Annotated in this window: 16 protein-coding genes and 9 pseudogenes; 8 read left to right on the forward strand and 17 right to left on the reverse strand. The window is 34.2% G+C overall.

Annotated features, from left to right (window positions below):
• The first annotated feature begins 76 nt into the window (after positions 1-76).
• Both ABWU28_RS02980 and ABWU28_RS02985 read left to right on the forward strand, forming a co-directional pair.
• Entirely contained in the window at positions 77-1168 is a 1092-nt protein-coding gene (locus tag ABWU28_RS02980) for an ankyrin repeat domain-containing protein (RefSeq protein ID WP_353275604.1), read from the forward strand.
• 208 nt (positions 1169-1376) lie between these two features.
• Positions 1377-2321: an IS110 family transposase gene (locus tag ABWU28_RS02985; protein WP_353274924.1), complete on the forward strand. Its 945-nt coding sequence runs from the start codon at positions 1377-1379 to the stop codon at positions 2319-2321.
• 196 nt (positions 2322-2517) lie between these two features.
• Here ABWU28_RS02985 and ABWU28_RS02990 read toward each other — a convergent pair whose 3' ends face one another.
• From ABWU28_RS02990 to ABWU28_RS03040, 10 genes and pseudogenes are all read right to left on the reverse strand, one after another.
• On the reverse strand, positions 2518-2871 hold the full coding sequence (locus ABWU28_RS02990) for a hypothetical protein (RefSeq protein WP_353275717.1): 354 nt from the start codon (positions 2869-2871) through the stop codon (positions 2518-2520).
• Positions 2848-3468 (reverse strand): annotated as a pseudogene (locus tag ABWU28_RS02995) (ankyrin repeat domain-containing protein); the annotation flags it as partial. The gene ABWU28_RS02990 and the pseudogene ABWU28_RS02995, both read right to left, overlap by 24 nt.
• A pseudogene (locus ABWU28_RS03000) lies at positions 3469-3516 on the reverse strand (hypothetical protein); the annotation flags it as partial. It abuts the pseudogene before it with no gap.
• A 139-nt stretch (positions 3517-3655) separates the two neighbouring features.
• Positions 3656-5203 carry a group II intron reverse transcriptase/maturase gene (gene ltrA / locus ABWU28_RS03010; protein WP_019236826.1) on the reverse strand — a complete coding sequence of 516 codons (1548 nt, stop codon included), beginning with the start codon at positions 5201-5203 and terminating at the stop codon, positions 3656-3658.
• 37 nt (positions 5204-5240) lie between these two features.
• The gene (locus ABWU28_RS03015) at positions 5241-5384 is read right to left on the reverse strand and encodes a hypothetical protein (protein WP_019236827.1); all 144 of its coding nucleotides are present in this window, start codon (positions 5382-5384) and stop codon (positions 5241-5243) included.
• A 254-nt stretch (positions 5385-5638) separates the two neighbouring features.
• Positions 5639-5869 carry a hypothetical protein gene (locus tag ABWU28_RS03020; protein WP_264377333.1) on the reverse strand — a complete coding sequence of 77 codons (231 nt, stop codon included), beginning with the start codon at positions 5867-5869 and terminating at the stop codon, positions 5639-5641.
• Positions 5870-6352: 483 nt separating this feature from the next.
• Positions 6353-7369: an ankyrin repeat domain-containing protein gene (locus ABWU28_RS03025; protein ID WP_213863678.1), complete on the reverse strand. Its 1017-nt coding sequence runs from the start codon at positions 7367-7369 to the stop codon at positions 6353-6355.
• Between the two features lie 214 nt (positions 7370-7583).
• Positions 7584-8666: an ankyrin repeat domain-containing protein gene (locus tag ABWU28_RS03030; RefSeq protein WP_264336142.1), complete on the reverse strand. Its 1083-nt coding sequence runs from the start codon at positions 8664-8666 to the stop codon at positions 7584-7586.
• Positions 8667-8786: 120 nt separating this feature from the next.
• A pseudogene (tnpA, locus tag ABWU28_RS03035) lies at positions 8787-9205 on the reverse strand (IS200/IS605 family transposase).
• 81 nt (positions 9206-9286) lie between these two features.
• Positions 9287-9742, reverse strand: a pseudogene (locus ABWU28_RS03040) (ankyrin repeat domain-containing protein); the annotation flags it as partial.
• A 62-nt stretch (positions 9743-9804) separates the two neighbouring features.
• Between ABWU28_RS03040 and ABWU28_RS03045 the strand changes: the two are divergent.
• Both ABWU28_RS03045 and ABWU28_RS03050 read left to right on the forward strand, forming a co-directional pair.
• Positions 9805-10633, forward strand: a pseudogene (locus tag ABWU28_RS03045) (IS630 family transposase).
• Positions 10634-10662: 29 nt separating this feature from the next.
• Positions 10663-11283, forward strand: a pseudogene (locus ABWU28_RS03050) (IS4 family transposase); the annotation flags it as partial.
• 8 nt (positions 11284-11291) lie between these two features.
• On the opposite strand, the pseudogene ABWU28_RS03055 reads toward ABWU28_RS03050, so the two are convergent.
• Positions 11292-11672 (reverse strand): annotated as a pseudogene (locus ABWU28_RS03055) (transposase); the annotation flags it as partial.
• Positions 11673-11742: 70 nt separating this feature from the next.
• Here ABWU28_RS03055 and ABWU28_RS03060 point away from each other — a divergent pair.
• Positions 11743-12187: pseudogene (locus tag ABWU28_RS03060) on the forward strand (transposase); the annotation flags it as partial.
• 327 nt (positions 12188-12514) lie between these two features.
• Here ABWU28_RS03060 and ABWU28_RS03065 read toward each other — a convergent pair.
• Entirely contained in the window at positions 12515-12778 is a 264-nt protein-coding gene (locus ABWU28_RS03065; protein WP_052264846.1) for a hypothetical protein, read from the reverse strand.
• Between the two features lie 698 nt (positions 12779-13476).
• A complete protein-coding gene (dprA, locus tag ABWU28_RS03070) occupies positions 13477-14562 on the reverse strand; it encodes a DNA-processing protein DprA (RefSeq protein ID WP_007302781.1) in 1086 nt (361 codons plus the stop codon).
• A 61-nt stretch (positions 14563-14623) separates the two neighbouring features.
• Here dprA and ABWU28_RS03075 point away from each other — a divergent pair, with 61 nt between their 5' ends.
• From ABWU28_RS03075 to ABWU28_RS03085, 3 genes are all read left to right on the forward strand, one after another.
• On the forward strand, positions 14624-15001 hold the full coding sequence (locus tag ABWU28_RS03075) for a ferredoxin family protein (RefSeq protein ID WP_254229739.1): 378 nt from the start codon (positions 14624-14626) through the stop codon (positions 14999-15001).
• Between the two features lie 860 nt (positions 15002-15861).
• On the forward strand, positions 15862-16815 hold the full coding sequence (locus ABWU28_RS03080) for a D-alanine--D-alanine ligase (protein WP_012481821.1): 954 nt from the start codon (positions 15862-15864) through the stop codon (positions 16813-16815).
• Positions 16796-17554 (forward strand): cell division protein FtsQ/DivIB, encoded by a 759-nt coding sequence (locus ABWU28_RS03085; RefSeq protein ID WP_007302888.1) that lies wholly within the window; start codon positions 16796-16798, stop codon positions 17552-17554. The genes ABWU28_RS03080 and ABWU28_RS03085 overlap by 20 nt, the downstream gene beginning before the upstream one ends.
• A gap of 526 nt (positions 17555-18080) precedes the next feature.
• Here ABWU28_RS03085 and ABWU28_RS03090 read toward each other — a convergent pair.
• The 4 genes and pseudogenes from ABWU28_RS03090 to ABWU28_RS03105 all read right to left on the reverse strand — a co-directional run bounded on the left by ABWU28_RS03090 (position 18081) and on the right by ABWU28_RS03105 (position 21433).
• Entirely contained in the window at positions 18081-18362 is a 282-nt protein-coding gene (locus tag ABWU28_RS03090) for a hypothetical protein (RefSeq protein ID WP_353275608.1), read from the reverse strand.
• Positions 18363-18567: 205 nt separating this feature from the next.
• Positions 18568-18678: pseudogene (locus ABWU28_RS03095) on the reverse strand (IS110 family transposase); the annotation flags it as partial.
• Between the two features lie 209 nt (positions 18679-18887).
• Positions 18888-19832, reverse strand: coding sequence for an IS110 family transposase (locus ABWU28_RS03100; protein WP_353274924.1), 945 nt, complete (start codon positions 19830-19832; stop codon positions 18888-18890).
• Between the two features lie 143 nt (positions 19833-19975).
• Complete coding sequence (locus ABWU28_RS03105; protein WP_353275143.1) at positions 19976-21433, reverse strand: IS4 family transposase; 1458 nt, start codon at positions 21431-21433, stop codon at positions 19976-19978.
• Positions 21434-21490: the final 57 nt, after the last annotated feature.

The following is a 21490-nucleotide window of genomic DNA, read 5'->3' on the forward strand; positions in this document are numbered from 1 at the left end:
TCAATCAATTTTAGCCATTAAAACTTGAATAATGGCTAAAATAGCTTTAAATAGTATATTTATTTTAGGAGAGTATATGCCATCACAAAAACAGCTAAATGATCAGCTAATTAATGCTGCTAAAAAAGGACAGCTAGATTTTGTTCAGCAAGCTATACAGGGTGGAGCAATTATTAATACAATAGATGATGATTATGGGAGAACTGCTTTAATATGGGCTGCTGACAATGGTCAACTAGAGATATTACAATACTTGATAGAAGAGGGAGCAAATGTTAATGCAGAATATTCGGGAAACATAACTGCTCTAATTCATGCTGCTGCCAATGGTCATCTTGAGGTCATACAACTTCTAATAGCAAATGGAGCTAATTTAAATGTGAAACGTAAAGGTCAATTCCCTGCTCTAACATTTGCTATTATAAATGGCCATACGGAGGCAGCAAAGCTTCTAACTAGATGTCACTTAATAGCTAATCTTAATATGTCAATGCCTCGCTTGCCTCATCCTACTCAGATACCAGAATTATCATCTTATTGGTATGACTGTAAGGATGAGCTCAATAAAATGAAGGAAGAAGATAGTGAATTATATAATTTTCTTGTAAGTAAGAGCATTGATGAACAGGTAAGAATTTGGACAGAAAGTGAGACAATACAAAATATTCTACAAGATATATTGACTATAGAATATCCAATCCATGCTGAAGGTTTAACAAATAAAATAGAATCAGTGATATTTTTTCTTAACAACAGGGAAATAATCAATTCTTTATCGCGGTATTATGAGGTAGGAATTAAAACAATTGATCAGGTAAAAAGCTTACTTGATCGTTTCATAAGAGAGTATGTGGAACTTGAGGTAGAAATTGTTCCAGCACAATTAAACTTTAATACTCAAGAGTTACAACCCCCTACACTAAAAACATTATCATTTGCACAAATGATTAACAATCATGCAGGATTATTTTCAGCTGCCAAAAATGGTCAATTAGAAACAGTAAGATACCTGATAGAAAAACAGAAAGAAGATATTAATTCAACAGATCACTATGGAAGAACTGCTCTAATGTGGGCTGCTGGAAGTGGCTATTTAGAGGTAGTAAAGTACCTGATAGAAACAGCAAAAGCAAGTGTTAATGTGAAAGATTGTAAGTTAAAAATGTGATATAAAAGAGATAAGAGGGAAAGATAACCCTACTCACTATAGGAATAGGGCTATCACGGGCGTGTGCGACCGAATGAAAGTTGGTATTACAACCGTAGCCATCAAGGTAAACTAGCCCCATCTCTCGATACGTTTGAATAGTTGCATGGGACATATGTATGCACCCGTTTACAATCTTAAATTAATTAAACTATCGAGGTTATTTATTATGATTACATCTTATCAAAATTTCATTGGCATTGATATCGGAAAATTTAAAAATGTTGCTGCAGCTTATAACCAAAGGAGCGCTATCAAGTTTGACAATGATGCTACTGGTTGGCAACAGTTGTTTCAAAAATTTTCAGATATCCTACCTAATTCTCTAGTAACTTTAGAAAACACTGGAAAATATGAGCTTGGCTTAGCACATTTTCTTGTTGATAAGAATGTTGCTGTACATCGAGCTAATACTCGTAAAGTAAAAAGTTTTATCATATCACATGGAACTTTAGCAAAGACAGATCAATCAGATGCAAGAGCCCTTGCTCAATATGGTTTTGAACGCTATAGTGCTCTATCTCTATTTGTGCGTATGTCAAAAGAACAAACCGCCTTAGTTGCACTCTGTCAACGTCGTGATGACATTACGCAAATGAGAACTCAAGAGAAATGTAGGCTTGCAGCACCTGAAAACGACTATATAAAGGAAAGTTGCCAAAAAACAATAGACTTTTTTACCAGTCAGATAAATGAGTTCAACGATGCCATACAAAGAATTATTGATAAAAATCCAGAGTTACAAAAGCGTCAAAAAATCTTGAGAACAGTGCCAGGAATAGGTCTCAAGTTATCACAAGTTTTTGTGTGTCTAATGCCAGAACTTGGCCACCTAAACAAAAAAGAAGTTGCAAGTCTTGCTGGAGTTGCTCCACATCCAAAAGAAAGCGGTAAAACTATTGGTTATCGAAGGATAACAGGTGGTAGAAGCAATGTTCGTGCAAAGCTTTTCACAGCTGCTATGGCTGCTGCAAGATCTAAATCTGCACTTGGTGCTTTTTATTCTGATCTTATTGGTAGAGGTAAAAAGAAGATGGTAGCTATAACAGCTCTAATGCGAAAAATCATAGTAATTGCCAATGCAAGACTTAAAGAAGCAATTAATATGAAATAAAAAAAATCTGTATAGAAAATAGGTTAACGAATATGTGCGTCTACACACATTTAAAGCACATATTCGTTAACCATAAAATCTAAGCAGTGCTTGCTGTTTGATATAAATTTCTTTCTGTATAAACTAGGGTTTTTGTTGCCAAAATACATTTTTCAATTGAATAAAAATACAAAATTATCAACAAATGAGACTAAATTCAAAAAATTTTAAAAAACATAGTTGATGGCTTGCTTGCTCCGCTTGTAACTCCTATTTTATCATTTTGCAATGAATTTTCATCTTCTTTTACAATACTACGGCGATTATGGACACCTATTGATAGAGAACTGCCTTCCTCTTGTGAGTATCGATGACGCCTATGTCTTATAAAATGTTGTGTAGTTTCTTCATTTTTCCTTATTCTTTCCTCTAGAAGGTTTAGTATTTCTGAGCTGTTTTCTTTACTAAGCGTATTTGCTACGGTTAAAGCTCCTCTAGCATCAACATCATTCTCTTCATCAAGAATGAACTTAGCTATATTTAAATTGCCATAAGCAGCTGCAAAGTGCAAAGATGTCCAACTATCTTTATTTTTAGCGTTAACGTCAGCATGTTTACTTATAAGAAATTTAGCTACTTCTAAATGACTGCTTTTAACAGCCCAATGCAAAGGAGTATTGCCATTATTGTTCTTAGCATCAATATCAGCTCCTTTGTTTATAAGCTCTTTTACTACATCTAACCTACCATAACTTGCAGCCCAGTGTAAAGGGGTATTACCATATTTGTTTCTTTCATTAATATTAGCTCCTTTCTCTATGAGCTTTTCTAATACATCTAAGTGATCATTTTTAGTAGCCAAGTGCAAAGGAGTACTGCCATTATTGTTCTTAGCATTAACATCAGCCCCTTCCTCTATAAGCTTTTCTATTACACTTAAGCTACCATAACCTGCAGCATAGTGCAGAGGGGTATTATTGTATTTATTCTGCTCATTAACATTAGCCCCTTTCTCTATAAGCTTTTCTACTATACTGCAGCGCTGGTTAAGAGCAGCCCAGTGCAGAGGAGTAGCATCGTGATTGTTCTTAGCATTAACATCAGCCCCTCCCTCTATAAGCTTTTCTGCTACCTGTAATTCATCTGCAAGAGCAGCTAAGTGCAGAGGGGTATTGCCATTATTGCCCCTGGCATTAACATCAGCCCCTTTATTGATAAGATCCGCAACTTGATTGGGTCAGGTAAGGAAGCAGTATTACTACTACCCCCTCCCTTAGAAACGCAGCATGCAGGTTTCCCCACACTACGCTTGAGCCCCTTATCTAAGTTCTTCTTTTCTAGAACCGGCTTGTCCTTCATGATTCCTCAGGAAACATCATTCTTAATGGTGACACCAACAGTAGAGAACCTTCTCTTGAAAAGGAGCTTGCTAACATTCTTGTTCGTTTCACTCTCTCATCAAAATACTTTTTCCATTTTAAGTCAAGGGGATTTGCATCCGCTCTGATTTTAACATGTCGTCTGATAGGTATATCAATCAGCTTAAGCAGTCTTAAATACCGTATCTCTTTTGGTTTGTTCTTGCATATGGGTGCAGCAAAAACCCATTGGCGTTGACCCATTACTTTGAAGTAACGATTCTTTATCCAACGTAATCCTTTACGAGGATGTCTTTTCTTTGCCCATTTCCATAAACTATGCCAAATTTCATTGTCGATCTTTCTAAACGCTTTTTTAGCACACACATGGTGATAGTAATTTCCCCATCCTCTCAGTAGAGAGTTGAGTGACTTAATTACTATAGCCTGAGTGTTCGCTATATTTGCTTTTATCAATGTACGTGCTTTATTAAGAAGTCTTTTAATACTTTCTTTCGAAGGTTTAATAATTAACTTCTTATTATATCTACGTACATTACAACCAAGAAAGTCAAACCCTGTTGTAATAGATGTAATCTTTGTCTTCTCTTCTGACAGAATTAAACCTCGCTCATGAAGAAAAGATGATACTAAAGGCTTAACTTCCTTTTCCAGTACTTCATGTGTGAAACCTGAAATAATAAAGTCGTCTGCGTACCTGATTACATTCACTCCACTTCTGATTTTTCCTCTTCTTTTGCTACCTAATTTACCAAAGCGACTTTCTAATAACTGTTCAAGACCATCTAAGGTAAAGTTAGCTAGTATTGGAGAAATTATACTTCCTTGCGGAGTGCCAGCAGTTGTGGGATACAGAGTTTTCGATTCTAGGAAACCAGCTTTTAACCATCTATGAAGAATTTTCTTTTCCATAGGAATATGCTTCATAAGCCATTCATGGTTAATGTTGTCAAAGCACCCTTTGATATCACCTTCTAGTATCCATTGTGGTCGATTGCGTCTTGCCAGTAATAAGTGACAAGCAGCAATAGCATCCGCGCAGGATCTTTTAGGTCTAAAGCCATAGGAGTGACGATCACTGATCGTTTCAGCTATCGGTTCCAGAGCAAACAGATATAATGCTTGCATCGCTCTATCTTTTATCGTGGGTATACCGAGAGGCCTTCTTTTGCCATTAGATTTACTGATATAAATTCGTTTGAGCGGAGAAGGTTTATATCCTCTTTGTTTTAACAGCTTTATTCCTTGAAATTTAGCATTGCAAGTTGACCATAGTTGACGATCTACACCTGCTGTGGTTTTTCCTTGGTTTTCAGTTACTCTCTTAACAGCCAAAGCTTTTCCGCTAAAAGAGCGTGTGAGAAGATGTTGTAAAGCTTTTACCTTACCCCATCTTCCTTCTTGGACAGCCTTAACAATACGTCTTTGTAGCCTCACAATAACTTTCTGGCATTTCTTCCATGGCAATTGCTTCCATGCTTCAAAGCTTTCGGTAGATGCACTTACAGGTTTACTTGTAATCATCTGCTTTCCTACCTTAAGTGGTTAACAAAGTTTCTTGTCACGAGGGACCAAATGGAAGTCTGCTCGTTTTCACGCGAATTAATGTTACAAATTCTATCCATTTCGTTACAAAATGGCATTCGCTTTCTCCATTCTCCTTTACCTGCACTTCCATCAGCATTCCTTGCGGTTTGCTTGCCATGTAGGCGAAAATACAGGCTTACCCTGTTTCTCCAGTCATACAACAGTGGGTTAGGTGGCTTCTCTATACCGGTGGAGTTATTATTTGCGTACATCTAGAAATGAAAAATGTAACTTATCCACATTACCTTTTGGTCAGAGCTTATCAGCATCTTTAGCTCTTTCATCGTATCGGTACTTATAAAGCTTCACTTACGTTCACCATACCACTAGCCTAGCCCTCCAACCACATGATGCTTGCAGTTTATGCCCCTCTCACGATTGAGCATCTTCTTTTTCAAGAGGAGGTTCATTGTCCGCATCGCTTGGCACCAACCGGTTGCCCGATTCGCACTGATGCGTAGACTCAGACGGCAAAACATCTGGTTTAATAAGTTTTAGAATCCTTTCAGTTTCTTTCTGAATGAATTCCTCTCCTTTTAAACAATATGACCGAAGACTTTCAGGTCGCACCATCTCCACTACGTACAGTAGCAAATAATTCATTAATCATTTAACCCTCCATAAAAACAACTCAATTTCAAAGTAAGAAAAAAATCTTTTTCTGAATAAAACAGCTACCTCATAATATAAAGAAAAATATTTTCACTATCATATTTATTGTACATAAAAAATTAATAGCTCAATATACTTTTCATAAAATACTCCATCTCTAAAACTTGTCAATCCCTATTTAGAAGTTTTTTTGATAATCTTTAATGAAAGTTCTTAACGAATTAATACTGACTTAATAGTATATATTACTAAAAATTTAAATAAAACAACCATTCCCAACAACTAAAACCGGCTAGTGAGAGAAGAGTTCGTTTTGGGATGGATTGGTCTGTTGCTGGAACTCAAGAACTGCTGCAAAAGGAAAGCCCCAGTTTTCATAGTAATTATGATATTAAAAAATCACGTTTAAAAATACTTTATACAAGTGAGAAACACCTCTTTTTGTTTTTGCAGCAGGTTTCCATGTATCCCTCTTTAATTAAGAGACTGACTAGCTCCTTGAGTTTGTTCAGTGTTTGGGTGATGAAGATTGCTGTTTACACCCTCGTTTCCAATTGTCTCTACAAACGCCTGTAATTTTAGTTTAGGAGCGTACCTCTTTTCAACATTAAAGTCTACAAAGTAAAATAGTGTATTATTTCGGACTCCTACTCTTTCTTCTTTAAAGTCATTTTTGTGCACCTCAAAAAATCTCTCCATGCCAAAGAATTTCGCCTTTTGAAAATCATATCTATAATGTGTTGATAGAAAATCCACCAATGGTTTATTATTGTGCAGGAAAATTTCTTTTTTTACTTCATCAGCCTTATTAATTAAAATATGTGCATATTCTGGATATAGCTTTTTTAAATTCTCTTCATTATCAAATTCATTACGTACGTTTTCATTTTGCTCCCATATGCCAGCCATTTTATTAACGTCATTTTCCCTCAAAAAGTCATATAGTGACTTATTTCTTTCTTTAATCTTTTTAACTTCTTCTTCACAATTTTTAAGATGCTGTAAATAATTGTTATACCTCTCGGTTGAAGTGGTTATAAATTCATTTTTCTTTTGTAAATTTTCCTCACTTACATATAAGCCAGCAACTTCTAGTCTTGCTATGTGATTTAGTATAACCTCACAAATATCTGTAAAGCCTATTTCAGTAGCCCGATGCAAAGGAGTTTTTTTATTCTTATCTTTTGCATTAATATCTGCTCCTAAGTCTATTAGAACTTTTACTATCTCTGTATAACCCTTTACAGCAGCTATATGCAAAGGAGTTCGTTCATTCTTATCTTTTGCATTAATATCTGCTCCAGCTTCTATTAGAACTTTTACTGCCTTTGTAGAGGAATATTCAGCAGCAGTATGCAAAGGAGTTCGTTCATTCTTATCTTTTGCATTAATATCTGCTCCAGCTTCTATCAATCTCACAATTTCCTTCATATTTAGTGTTCTAACAGCATCCAAAAGTTCTGTTGATTTCGTTTCTTCTAGTTGTGGCATAAATTATCTCTAAAAGTTTGCTTGACTTTTCTTTACTATTCCTAAATAAATTATTACTAATTTAGTATATCTTTTTGTTAAGAATTTAAACGATATATCTACTTTCAGCAGCCAAAATCAAGGGCTGTGAGAAGTGTTTTCTTTGGAATCGTATGGTCTAGCGCCATTCTGTTAAATGAAGGTACGGATACCTTATCACTTATGCTCCTTCATTTTATTGCATGCACCAGTACCTATTGTCAACTAACTGCTGTGAGTCACTATTTTCCAATTGACTATTAACTTTTTCCTCTAACTTATTACAAATGTCACCTTGCATTCTATGATCAAGATCTTCAAATTGCATTGATGTGTCTGATACGTTATCTTGAAGCAGTTGTATATTCGGCGTATTTTCCTTAGATATTGCACTTGTATTTTCTAATCTTCTTTTCTTAGACTTACCTAAATGTATAGTTGTCTTCTGTTGTTTTCTATGTGATTGCACTTTTAAGTCTGAAGAACAAGGGCCTGAGGACATAATTGATTGCGCTTTAACATTTTGGTCATGAATAGCAATACAATAACGCAAAAGATCTTTGTATTCTAGATTCATAGTAGCCCCTTGCTCTAAAAGGTATTCAATAATATCTAAGCGACCAGCGATAACAGCGTATTGTAGAGGACTAACACCATTTCTATCCTGTAGATTTACATTAGCTCCTTTTTCTACAAAGTATTTAACAATATTTAGGTGACCAGCAATAACAGCATAGTGCAGAACCCCCCTACCACGCTTATCTTGTAGATTTATGCAAGCTCCTCGCTCTAAAAGGCTAGGAATAATATTTAAGAGACTACTGAATTTTAGATTCATATTAGCCCATTTATCTGTAAGGTATTCAATAATATCTGAGCTAGCAGTGACAACATAGTGTAAAAAGCTTATACTGTTTCTACAATATAGATTTACACTATCTTCATATAAAGTATTACCAACAGCAAAATCAATTACTTTGGATTGTGGAAGAAATGATTTTTTCTCTATTTCCTTTTCTAAACATTTTTTTCTTTCACTTTCAGTAGACATTTTTTGTGTAGTACCAAGATGATTTAACCCTATTCTTCTCTCCTGTAACTCTTGCATGTTTTTAAGTTCTTGTGATGCCCCTTTTTTTCCAAGATAGGCATACCCAACAGATAATTGTATAAGATTTTTATAAAAACCTATATGATTGCTTTCATACAACTCACCTGAGCTAATCAAGTTGTTGAACTCCGTTAACACTTCATCTAATAGATTTCTTTTATCTTTCATACTTATCATTTTTTCAATAAAAGGACTTCTAAGTATGAAAGGACTTTGCTTTTGGTATTTTAGAATATCAATTCAACCACTATGGATTAAAATCCAAAGATTGAGAGAGAGCATAGAATGCTAACTTTCGACTTGAAAGTCACCAAATTTATCTTCTTTTTTAGAGTGATTTTCAATATAATTTTTTATCATTTCGTCAGTTACATTTCCGCTAGTCCTGACAAAGTAGCCTACTGCCCACAACCCAGTATCTCTTTTTTAGCTCTGGAAAGTTTTGCTGGATTTTTCTGGAACTTTTTCCTTTTATTAACTGCACTAACTTACTAATACTTAAGTATGGGGGTACAGAAACGTATACGTGTACATGACTTGACGCAACTCTACCTCTGATAATTTCTACTTGATTATTTGCACATACTTCTTGTACAACTTCTTTAGCTTTCTTTCCAATATCTCCAACTAGTACTGGATATCGATATTTTGTTATCCACACTATGTGATATATATACAGAGTGACTGCTTTTTCTATAATATTCCACATTCTTTCAGATTTTTCACCTTAAAATTATATTCTTAAAAGGATGGACTTCAAGTCCAGGGTTTTTCTCCCAAATTTGGGACAATAAAACTATATTTTCTTTGCTTAATAACTTTATCAGTTTTACGTTATTTGTTGTTATTGCGTACTGAAAAACATCTGTAGCATCTGCTCTTTTCTTTAGCAGTAATTTTACTATATTAAAATGTCTATTTATTGCTGCAAGATATATCGCTGATTCTCCTTTATTGTTTAAAATATCTACTTCAACTCCCTCTTCTAAAATCTCTTCTAGGAACTCCTCATATCCTTTTTTTGCAGCTAAATGAAGTAAACTGTTTTTATCTTCTCCATATTTACTACTCATTAAAATTTCCACTATATCTTGTTTATTCCTTTCTCTTGCATAACAAAATGGTGTTTTGCCTTTATCATCTCTAATCAAAGGATCTATATCTTCTCGCGTTAGTAAAACCTCTATTGTTTTAAGTCTTTCAGCATAATGTAATGGTGTTTTATTTTCATAATCTTGTAAGTTATAGCACTTCTCATAATAGTCCAAAAAAGGTAAGATATGGATTTATAGTAGTGATGGTAAGCATGCCAGCAGCATATAGTTATGACTTAAGGAAAAAGGTAATGGAAGCATTGGATGAAGGAGAGAGTGGAGAAACTGTTGCCAAGAGATTTAAGATTGGAAAAACAACTTTATATGAGTGGAAGAAAAGACGTGAGAAAACGGGAGATTTTCAATCAAAAAAGCTTGGAAGCGTGGCATAAAATTACCGACTGGAATGCATTTGCCGAATTTGCAAATGAGCAAGGTGGCAAAACTCAGTCAGAGATGCTGGGGCAATATTAGTAGACAAACAATTCATCGAGCACTTAAAAATATAGGATTCACAAGAAAAAAAAGACCTACGGATATAAAGAAAGAAATGAAGAAAAGCGAGCTCAATTTTCAAAGGTTATAGCAACAAAAGAACCTAAAGAATTAGTGTATATAGATGAGTCTGGCATTGATAACACTGAACCTATGGGTATTGCCAGAAAGGACAGCGGTTTTATGCCCTAAAATCTGGAAAGAAAACTCAACGAATTAGCATGGTTGCAGCCTTAAGTGGAAGAAAAATAATTGCTCCGTTAACCTTTAAAGGCCACTGCAATATGGATATCTTTAATAAATGGTTTGAGCAGTTTCTGACACCGATTTTGGAACCTGGACAAACTGTTATCCTTGATAATGCTACTTTTCATAAGTCTAATAAGATTTGCTAAAGGAGTTGGTGCAGAAATTTTATATCTTCCTCCATATTCTCCAGATTTCAACAAAATTGAGCATTATTGGTTTGCTATAAAAAACAGAGCCAGGAAAAACATTCCTCTATTCGAATCCTTTCGTCGTGCTGTTGATTCTGCCTTCCTATGACCTGTTCGGACTATTATGAGAAATGCTATAGATTTGGAAAATTTACTATGAACCCAGATAGAGGCAATATAAGATTAAGACATAAAGAAGAGCTACCTGACCTACCGCTCTATGTAGTTCAAGTTATTGAGAAAAATCCTCCTCCTGAATCAACACCACTAGAGTGGATGCTTTTAACGAATCTTTCAGTTAATACTTTTGATGAAGCTATTGAAAAAGTTAATTGGTATTGTCTTAGGTGGAAAATAGAAGTCTTACATAAAATTTTAAAATCTGGCCTTAAAGTTGAAGAATGTAGACTGGTAACAGCAGAAAGATTAATGCGATATCTAACAGTCATGAGTATTATTGCTTGGAGAATTTTCTTTATTACAACAATTGCAAGAACTGATTCAACACTACCATGTACTACATTATTAGCTGAAGAAGAATGGAAAGTTTTATACGTCAAAATACATAAAGTAAAGTCATACCCAAATATAACCCCTACTATAAAAGAAGCTGTTTCATGGATCGCCCAACTTGGAGGTCATTTAGCCAGGAAAAATGATCCAGAACCAGGTCCCATTACTCTTTGGAAAGGGTGGAGACGTCTTTTTGATTTAGCAGAAGGATGGAGACTTGCTACTGAACTTTATATTTGTGGGTAATAGTAAGCCCTATACCCCATGCCACTAGCGTATGTGCTTAAAACCTTTGCTTCAAGTTCCGGATGTAAGCTTGTTTGCCTTTTTTTCACTATTTGTGGTTCAAAACTTCCTTCTCTGTCTTTTGGTGTCAATAGTTCAAATGAACCTGCGCTTGTCTTCAAAGTCTTGCCATTCCTCCCGTTTCTACGATTGTTTTCTTCACTTCCAGCAGATAAATGATGTTCTATTTCACCCTCTAGACTAGCTTCAAGCAGCCTTTTTATAAATGGCGTTAATGCTCCCTCCTTTCCTGTCAACGGTCTTCCTTCTCGTATAGACGACAGGATATTTGTTTCCAACTCTTTATAATCTACCAATCCGTTAGTTCTGTTTACTATTTTCTGACTCATTTTCAAACCTCCATTTTTTTATATCAATTTATTACTTTTTTTCGATTTGACACACTTTTTTGAACATTACCTAGTGCATCAAATAAGGAACTCTCTGAAATACGTATCGAGCAAAAGTTTTCATGAATGATTTGAAAAAAATATACCGTGCTACAAGTAAAGAAATTGCAGAAAATTATTTGCTTGAGCTAGAGGAAAAATGGAGCGAAAAGTATCCATTAGTTGTGAAATCTTGGCAGAACAATTGGGAAAGTTTATCCGGTTACTTCAAGTATTCAGGTCCTGTTAGAAGGCTAATTTATACCACTAATCCCATCGAGGGGCTACACAGGCAAATTAGGAAATTTACCAAGAACAAGGGCGCATTCACCAGCATAAATGCCTTGTACAAGCTGGTATATTGTGCTATAAGAAAGGTGGAGGAAAAATGGACGATGCCTGTACATGATTGGGCATTATCTATATCTCAACTCTATATTTTTTTCCCTAGTAGATTAAAAATTGAGTTGAACTAAAAATTCGGTTTGACACACTTTTTTGAACATTCCCTTTTTCTATCAAATTTTTCGTCCTTGCAGATTTATAAAAGCTCGCATTGTCGAGAACAATAGTCTGTCCAGGTTTAAATACAGGAACAAGTACATTTATCTACATAAGCATCAAAAATCTCGCTGTTGCAGTAGCCATCAATTATCCATGGTGCTTTAACTTTTCCTTCATTCAGTGCTCCAATCATGCTTACCCTCTTTCTTTTAAACCCTGGGCAAATAACCTCTTGACTCTTTGAGACTACCCATATTCATAAAATTCATTGTCCTCTATTCCAGACTCATCTATGTATATCAAGTTTTCTTTCTTCTACTTTTTTTATGAACTCTTTGCGTTTCTCTTTCTCGATAAAGAAAAGTTTTTTTATATGTATAGTTTACTTTGCTAAGGTAGTTATATACTGTGCTTCTACACATATTACCAAATTCTTCAATTATCTTTTCAATTCTAATATCCATCCAGAAATTTGATAAATCTATCCATATCTTTAATCTTATGGCCATATCCTTTGTGATAGCCTGAAGATGGTTTCTGTTTCTTCTTTCCTTTTCCTCCACAAATATATTGTTTTTATGCTCACTTTGAATATTTGACTGATTTTTTTATCGTCATTGTTTTTTTATCGACTACTTTGAAAACACGTTCTTTCAGATCCTCACTATATGGACTTGGCATCTTCTTCTTTCTCATTACTTATTATACCATTATAACCAATTTTGCCATATAGCTAAACCTTTCTTGGGTTAGCTATAGATGATAAAATATTTGATTCTAGTTCTTTATAGTCTACTAATCCGGTAGTTCTATTTGCTTGACTCATTTCAAACCTTCATTTTTTATATCAATTTATTACTTTTCTTTTCGGCTTGACACACTTTTTTGAACGTTCCCCACTTTTTCTATCAACTTTTCAAATTCTTCTACAGTTAAGCCTGTTATATTACGAAAATTTCTTGGGTGTTTCTTTATATTGTAGTAACTAAAGCTCATTTTTTTACCTTACTCTATCTGCTTATTCCTCTTCTACCTCTCTCCCATCATTTTATCATTACCTTTTGCAGCAGGTCTATTGATGCATGAGTCTGGAATCTAGGAATTCTGATTATATATTAAGTTAGTAAGTATAAAAGTTATGTAAAAATACAACGTTTTTAGTGAGATTACGGAAAGCCAGCGTCACACGCTGGAATGACATCTTTCTTGGTGGACTCAAACCATAATGTTTGTACGGTTGTGGACTTATAACTAAAGCAATCTAGAAAATTAATGATATTTTATTCCCCGGAGAACGCTCTATTTTGTTTTCCAACTCTAGTTCTAAAAGAGCCATTAGAGCTATGTTGGCAGAAAGTCCGCTTGCTAATATAAGTTCATCTATATCAACAGGTACAGAGTTAATATGATCAACTATAACATATTTTGCCTGTTGCAATTTTTCTTGTTTTTGGTTAACAGCATAGTGCTCAACATTAAATAGGTTTTTTTGCTGCGGAGGTAAACTAAACCTAATACTCTCTATTATGTCATCAGCGGATTCGATAAGCTTAGCACCGTTTTTAATTAAATAATTACTACCACTACAGCGTGAATCTAGAGGGAAACCAGAAACTGCAAATACCTCTCTCCCTTGATTTAAAGCAAAATCTGCTGTTATTAGAGAGCCAGAACGTTTCGATGCTTCAATCACTACAACACCCAGCGATAGACCAGATATAATTCGATTCCTTTGAGGAAAATACTGAGGTTTTGGTTTAGTAGCAAATGGAAGCTCAGTCATTACTAATCCGCCATTTTCAGTAATTTTTTTGTATAGATCAAAATTTTCTCTTGGGTATACTACGTCAATTCCGCTTGCTGTAACAGCAATAGTGGGGTAATTTTTGTATATTACACTGTTTGCTGCAGTATCAATCCCTCTTGCAAGCCCAGAAATTATGATGAAACCAGCTTGGCTTAAATCGAGTGCCAACTTATTGGCAAAATTTCTTCCATTCATTGAAGAATTACGTCCACCGATTATTGCAATTATCTCACGACTTAATAATGATACATCACCAAGTGTAGTTATTACAGGAGGAAAACCAGAGATATTCCTTAAAATGTCAGGGTAATCTGGATCACATGCTGGTGTTATTTTAGCTCCAATTTTTTCTGCATTCTTAATTTCTTCTCGTGCATTTTGAATTCCATAATCCTTGTTAGTCAACTTATTAAGATATTTAAGCACTTCATATAGCGACCCACATGCTCTAAGTATACTAAAGAACTTTACTGGTCCCACAGTTCTAGCCAAGCTTAGCCATATTTCTAATTCTTCGTTATTTAATTTATTTATCTTCATAAAAGGCTTGAATTTCTTATCAATTTAGTGTACCCAAGATAATGTAAATATACAGTGTTTTATGACGCATTTTGTTACAGATAAATGCATAAAATGTAAATATACAGACTGTGTGGAAGTATGTCCCGTTGACTGCTTTTATGAAGGTAAAAATATGCTCGTGATTAACCCAGATGAGTGTATTGATTGTGGAGTGTGTATACCTGAATGTCCAGTAGATGCAATTGTAACTGATGATTCCATAAAAGATATTCTAGAGCTAGATGAAGGCTTACTGAATAATGAACAAAAAATCTTTAAATCATTTTACAATATAAACGTAGAATATTCGCAAAAATGGCCAAACATTACAGCTAAAAAGCAACCCCTAGATACAGCAGAAGAGTATAAAGAAAAAAAGGATAAGACAGCTTATTTTGATGAAAATTTAGGGTCATAGAGTACAAAAATAGACTTACATTTTTTTGATTAAATAGACATTGAATTGTAAGCGTCTATTTCATCTGCCATAGACGATAATTGTGCACTCTCAAAACGGAGATTGTTTGCAATATCTATTAATTTCTCACTAATTTGTGAACGAGGTTCAGGCACTGGAAAGAAAACGTCACATCTAGCCTTGCATAGAGGTTTGTCTGTTTCATTGAACGCCTCTTCACAGTTTTTGTGGCAAATATGAGATAGGTTACGTGCCTGAAACGTTAATGAATTCGAGTTTTGTGTAGGTATAACCATAATATACTCCTAAATTAAAAAACTAACGCCACGGTAGCATTTATGTGTTAATAAAATTGTAATATTTATATCAGCATAATTACTTTCCAGATAAGTTTACTTTATTGAAAATTTCAGGAAAATATTGTACAATTACTCATGAACTTTGGTAAAACTTACGGCAAACGCTAATGTATCTTTCAGTAAAAAAACCTTACAGCATTTTGCTAAGCTAGTTGAGTTTACTAAGCAGCCCACTCAAGAATTAGCAGAAAGACTATTTAATAGATCATGAAATGGAACTATCTGTAGTTGCTGATCAATATGACATTGAAGGTGTAGAAACAGTTGATTACAAAGATGTAAAGTGGAAATCAAGTGGATTACAAAATTAAATTTTTAAAGAATATTACTGAAAAAGATCTTCCAGTTTTACTTGCAATCTGGTGTCTGATCATAAAGGAACCAGTTTGCATGACACCATCTGCAAGTTTCAATATCTGTACAGCTGTGGAATTTTTCAAAGCGTTTTTTCTATTGAAGATAAAAGTATCTTTTATATATGATATATAGCAAAATATTAGGGTGCTTATGGTTCCAAATATAGCAATTTTAAGTGGTGGATTTTCTTGCGAAAGAGAAATATCGCTTATGAGCGGAAAAGCAGTAAAGAAGGCGCTTGATAGCCTTTCATATAATGCAATAGAAATAGATGTTGATAGCAACATTGCTCAAAAGCTTAAAAAAACTAATCCCGCTCTTGCTTTTATTGCTCTACATGGACCTTATGGTGAAGATGGCTGTATTCAAGGTTTACTGGAGATTTTAGGTATAAAATATACACACTCAGAAGTTATGGCTTCGGCTGTTGCTATGAATAAAGTGATGTCAAAGCATATATTCCATTCTCTTAATATCGACACTCCAAGAGGCTATGTAATTAGTCGAGAAGATGTGCTAAAAAATAATATTAAAGTTGATTATCCGTACGTCTTAAAACCGATTAACGAAGGCTCAAGCATTGGAGTACACATGATTTTCTCACATGAGGATTACTTAGAGCTGAAAAATAATAGTTCTACTATAATGGAAAAGATGATCATAGAAGAATACATACCGGGTATAGAGTTACATACTGCTGTATTACTGAATGAAGCAATTGGCACTATGGAAATACGACCGAAAAATAAATTCTATGATTATGAAGCAAAGTATACAGATGGATTTGCAGAACATATATTTCCTGCTGAAATTCCTAACAACATATATAGAATAACCTTGGAACACGCGTTAAAAGTTCATCAATTTTTAGGATGTAAAACTGTTTCCCGCTCAGACTTCCGTTATAATCCCCAAAATAACACTTTAAAAATGCTTGAGGTTAATACACATCCTGGCTTTACTGAATTGTCGTTAGTACCAGAAATTGCAAAATTGACAAGAGGAATTGATTTTAATGAATTAGTCAAAATTATTGTCGAAGACAGTTTACACCACAGGAATATTAGAGATCAAGCCGATGTTGAACAATGTTACTAGAAGCCAAAGAAGTTTTTTGCGCAAGTGCGCTCTTGTTATTATCACTGCACTTTTTCTCACATTAGTACTTTATAGTTCACTTGATAAAATAACAAATCGATTCAATTACTACTTTACTTGGTGTAACAATCGCTTATCGAGCTTATTACTTAGCAATGGATTTTTAATCGACAAAGTAACCGTTACTGGAAACAAATTTACAAATGAAAAGGACATTCTAAGTTTAGTAGATAGAACGCAACCTATCATGTATGTATCACTCTCAAAACTAACAGATAATATACAATCTGTAAGCAAATGGATAAAATATGTAAAAATTTATAGAATTTTACCTAATACCTTACACATTGATGTAGATGAACATACACCTTTCGCTCTTTGGAAAGATGATAACAGAACTTCAGTAATTGATTCTGAAGGTAAAGTGATCGTAAATGACTACCCGATAGATAACCTCGTTGTAATTAAAGGACAAAATTCGTTATCAAATCTAAAATTCATTAAAGATATACTAGAGAGAAAAACTCAATTAAGTGATCATATTTCTTCTTGTATTTATGTAGGAAATAGAAGATGGAATATCATACTCGATGACAGTTCCACAGTAAAATTGCCTGAAGATAATCCTTATAGCGCATGGGATTATTTAAGCCACTTGCAAAATACAACCGACTTTACTTTTAGCAATTGGAGCATAATTGATATGCGTGTTGCTGATAAGATCTTTGTGAAGAAGTGATCTGCTCGGTGCTCCTTTTCATTTCATGCAAGTAGCCCTTTCTCTGTCATCCGAGTAGCTTAAAACTGGAATTGGTCTGTTGTACCACAATGTTCGTACAGCAACTAAAAGGGTGTCATTCCAGCGCGTGACGCTGGAATGGCTTTGTTGCATCGCTATCTACGGCGGATTAAAGATAAAAAAGATGAAGAATATCAGTAGCTTATTATTCTAGCATTTATAGTAAGGACGGTCAGTGAATATCTAAATTTGAGTAAAAGAAATTTTACTACCATTCACTAATCTAGCTAAAATTCAAGAATTTCAATGCTTTAGCTATTTTAAGTAGAATTAAATTTACTAATACAAACAATAAATTACTATTCTTAAATTTGATCAGATTGACTGCAAAAAAATAAGATTTTCAATAAGTTGCTTGTATAGTTAGCCTTTCATAGGTAGCGATGCAACAAAGCCAACTGGAATCCAGATTGCAAGTAATTGATTGGGTTGGGTGAGTATGGGTTTTGCATTATAGAAGGAAGCATTAACCATTACTAAACAAAAAGCCTTGATCTGGAGTAGAATGTTTTAAAACAGAAACATCACAAAGATCTCTCTTAGACTGAGAGTTTTCTTTAGCATGTTTGAGTCGTTTAAATATTTCAGTGTCTGTACCTATATTCTTCTTAGCATAAGCATATAAAAGATCTAATAACTTTCCACCAGCTTGAATAGCAATTTCAATAGTCGTATTTTCATTATTACCATCTGGAGAGTAGTTTAAGCTTGGTTTGAAACCATGTTTATTTTTTGATTCCAGTATCAACTATGTTTTTTAAAAATTTTTTTATTTGTGTAATTTTGCAAATTATATGGGTAATAAAAACCCGCTTGTCATAGAAATAGGATCCTATATCAAACAGCTACCACAGCAATTTTTACTTAAGCCAATGAATATGTGAATAAGTACTTTAAGTCTGTGTGAACGTACTTATTCACAATATTCATTTCAGTTACTGCTGTGTAAATTTTTAAATATGCAAATTAAATTCTTCTTTAAGTCTTGTATTAGCAATTACTATAATTTTGCGCATTAGTGCTGTTATAGCCACCATCTTCTTCTTACCATCAACTATGTTTTTTAAAATTTTTTGAATTTAGTCTCATTTGTTGATAATTTTGTATTTTTATTCAATTGAAAAATGTATTTTGGCAACAAAAACCCTAGTTTATACAGAAAGAAATTTATATCAAACAGCAAGCACTGCTTAGATTTTATGGTTAACGAATATGTGCTTTAAATGTGTGTAGACGCACATATTCGTTAACCTATTTTCTATACAGATTTTTTTTATTTCATATTAATTGCTTCTTTAAGTCTTGCATTGGCAATTACTATGATTTTTCGCATTAGAGCTGTTATAGCTACCATCTTCTTTTTACCTCTACCAATAAGATCAGAATAAAAAGCACCAAGTGCAGATTTAGATCTTGCAGCAGCCATAGCAGCTGTGAAAAGCTTTGCACGAACATTGCTTCTACCACCTGTTATCCTTCGATAACCAATAGTTTTACCGCTTTCTTTTGGATGTGGAGCAACTCCAGCAAGACTTGCAACTTCTTTTTTGTTTAGGTGGCCAAGTTCTGGCATTAGACACACAAAAACTTGTGATAACTTGAGACCTATTCCTGGCACTGTTCTCAAGATTTTTTGACGCTTTTGTAACTCTGGATTTTTATCAATAATTCTTTGTATGGCATCGTTGAACTCATTTATCTGACTGGTAAAAAAGTCTATTGTTTTTTGGCAACTTTCCTTTATATAGTCGTTTTCAGGTGCTGCAAGCCTACATTTCTCTTGAGTTCTCATTTGCGTAATGTCATCACGACGTTGACAGAGTGCAACTAAGGCGGTTTGTTCTTTTGACATACGCACAAATAGAGATAGAGCACTATAGCGTTCAAAACCATATTGAGCAAGGGCTCTTGCATCTGATTGATCTGTCTTTGCTAAAGTTCCATGTGATATGATAAAACTTTTTACTTTACGAGTATTAGCTCGATGTACAGCAACATTCTTATCAACAAGAAAATGTGCTAAGCCAAGCTCATATTTTCCAGTGTTTTCTAAAGTTACTAGAGAATTAGGTAGGATATCTGAAAATTTTTGAAACAACTGTTGCCAACCAGTAGCATCATTGTCAAACTTGATAGCGCTCCTTTGGTTATAAGCTGCAGCAACATTTTTAAATTTTCCGATATCAATGCCAATGAAATTTTGATAAGATGTAATCATAATAAATAACCTCGATAGTTTAATTAATTTAAGATTGTAAACGGGTGCATACATATGTCCCATGCAACTATTCAAACGTATCGAGAGATGGGGCTAGTTTACCTTGATGGCTACGGTTGTAATACCAACTTTCATTCTCACTTTTACCCACAATTTTGAGAGGTCATGATGTGAAGCATAACTATGCTCTCCTTAAGATTTTCATAGCCCCGCCATAGAGTCATAGCCCCTGGTAAATTATCACTTTTTCTATTCATAAATCCACCTAATTTTCCTAACCAAATAATAGCTTGTTTTATGTTTGGAGGTTCTTCTGGTAATGTAGCTACTTTATGCTCACGTATGAAAAGGGCCTTCCACTCTTCATTGCTTAAAATTTTAGTACAGGTTTCCATGGGATTTGATAAAGCGACTTTTGTTAAATATAAAATTTTAAATGCAATAATGCTCTTTATAGCAATTAATTTCTGTAGCCTTTCCTTTGTAGTTAAACGAGAGCTTTCTATTTTACATCCTGATTTTAAAACCCTGAAATACTCCTCAATTTTCCATCTTAGCTTATACCAATTTATCCTTTCTATAGCATCTAAAGTGCTATTAACTGGTACATTAGTCAACAAAGTCCAATCAATAGCTTCCAATCCTTCAGGAGGATTTGTTTCTTTTGCACTTACCACATATACAGGGATTTTATCACTTATTTTATGCACTCTGTCTTTTGATCCATAAATTGAAGAAGATCTGATAGGTATATAGCCTTTCATATACTTAACTTCAATATTAGCTTTCCTTGATCTTTGGTTTCTACCTTTATTAACTTCTAGAGAAATTTTCTTCTTTACTGGCAGTTGAGTGATGCGTGTTTGCAAATCTGTTTTTCCAATTTCAGTGCAGATAAATCTTCTATTAGTTCGATTACGGATTACATAAAAACTACCTAATGTCTCAGTGATCCATAAAAATTTGAAGATATCTGCCTCTCTATCACCAAGGGTAACAAGTTGTACATTTGCAGGAAGGTTGTTTATGCTTTCTTTGAGAGCTGTTATCCACTTATAACTTTCTTTTTCTTCTATGGAGGTACGGTATTTCCTGTTTGCTTTTTCTTGTGACGTTTCTTTTTCCCTAATAGAACGTGCCCAACATTGTTGAGAAGATAGACCTAAAGGTAATCCGTCTTTGCTGACTATTAAGGCACTGTGCAACAGTAAACCCATTTTATGCTTCGTATAAGCTTTAGAAATACTACCTAGCCTCTTGGTTTTTATATGAGAGTCAAAATCCAAATAACTTGTATCTTGAACTGAAAAAACAAACTGATTTCCTTTCATTCTCTCCATAGTTTCTTTGTAATGGGAAGAATAAATTTCCTTATCCTTAAGCTTTTCATTGCTAAATAATCTGTATGCACCCTTAGCTTCTTTCCATCCACTACAGCTTTGATTAATTGATCCAGACGCCTTACCCTCTATACAATAGCCTGTTTTAATAAGTCTCTTATTAAGTCTTGTATCTCCTAAATTAACGTGTTTTAACTCTCTTTCCAGCCATTTATCCCCTAAGCCATCAGTATATTGCACATTTGTACTTACTTCACTCATTTTAATCCCAAATTTATTTGGTATCCATTTTACTCGCTTTTTTATTTGTGGGTAAAA

The organism is Wolbachia endosymbiont (group B) of Pilophorus perplexus, assembly GCF_964028155.1.
Lineage (GTDB): Bacteria > Pseudomonadota > Alphaproteobacteria > Rickettsiales > Anaplasmataceae > Wolbachia.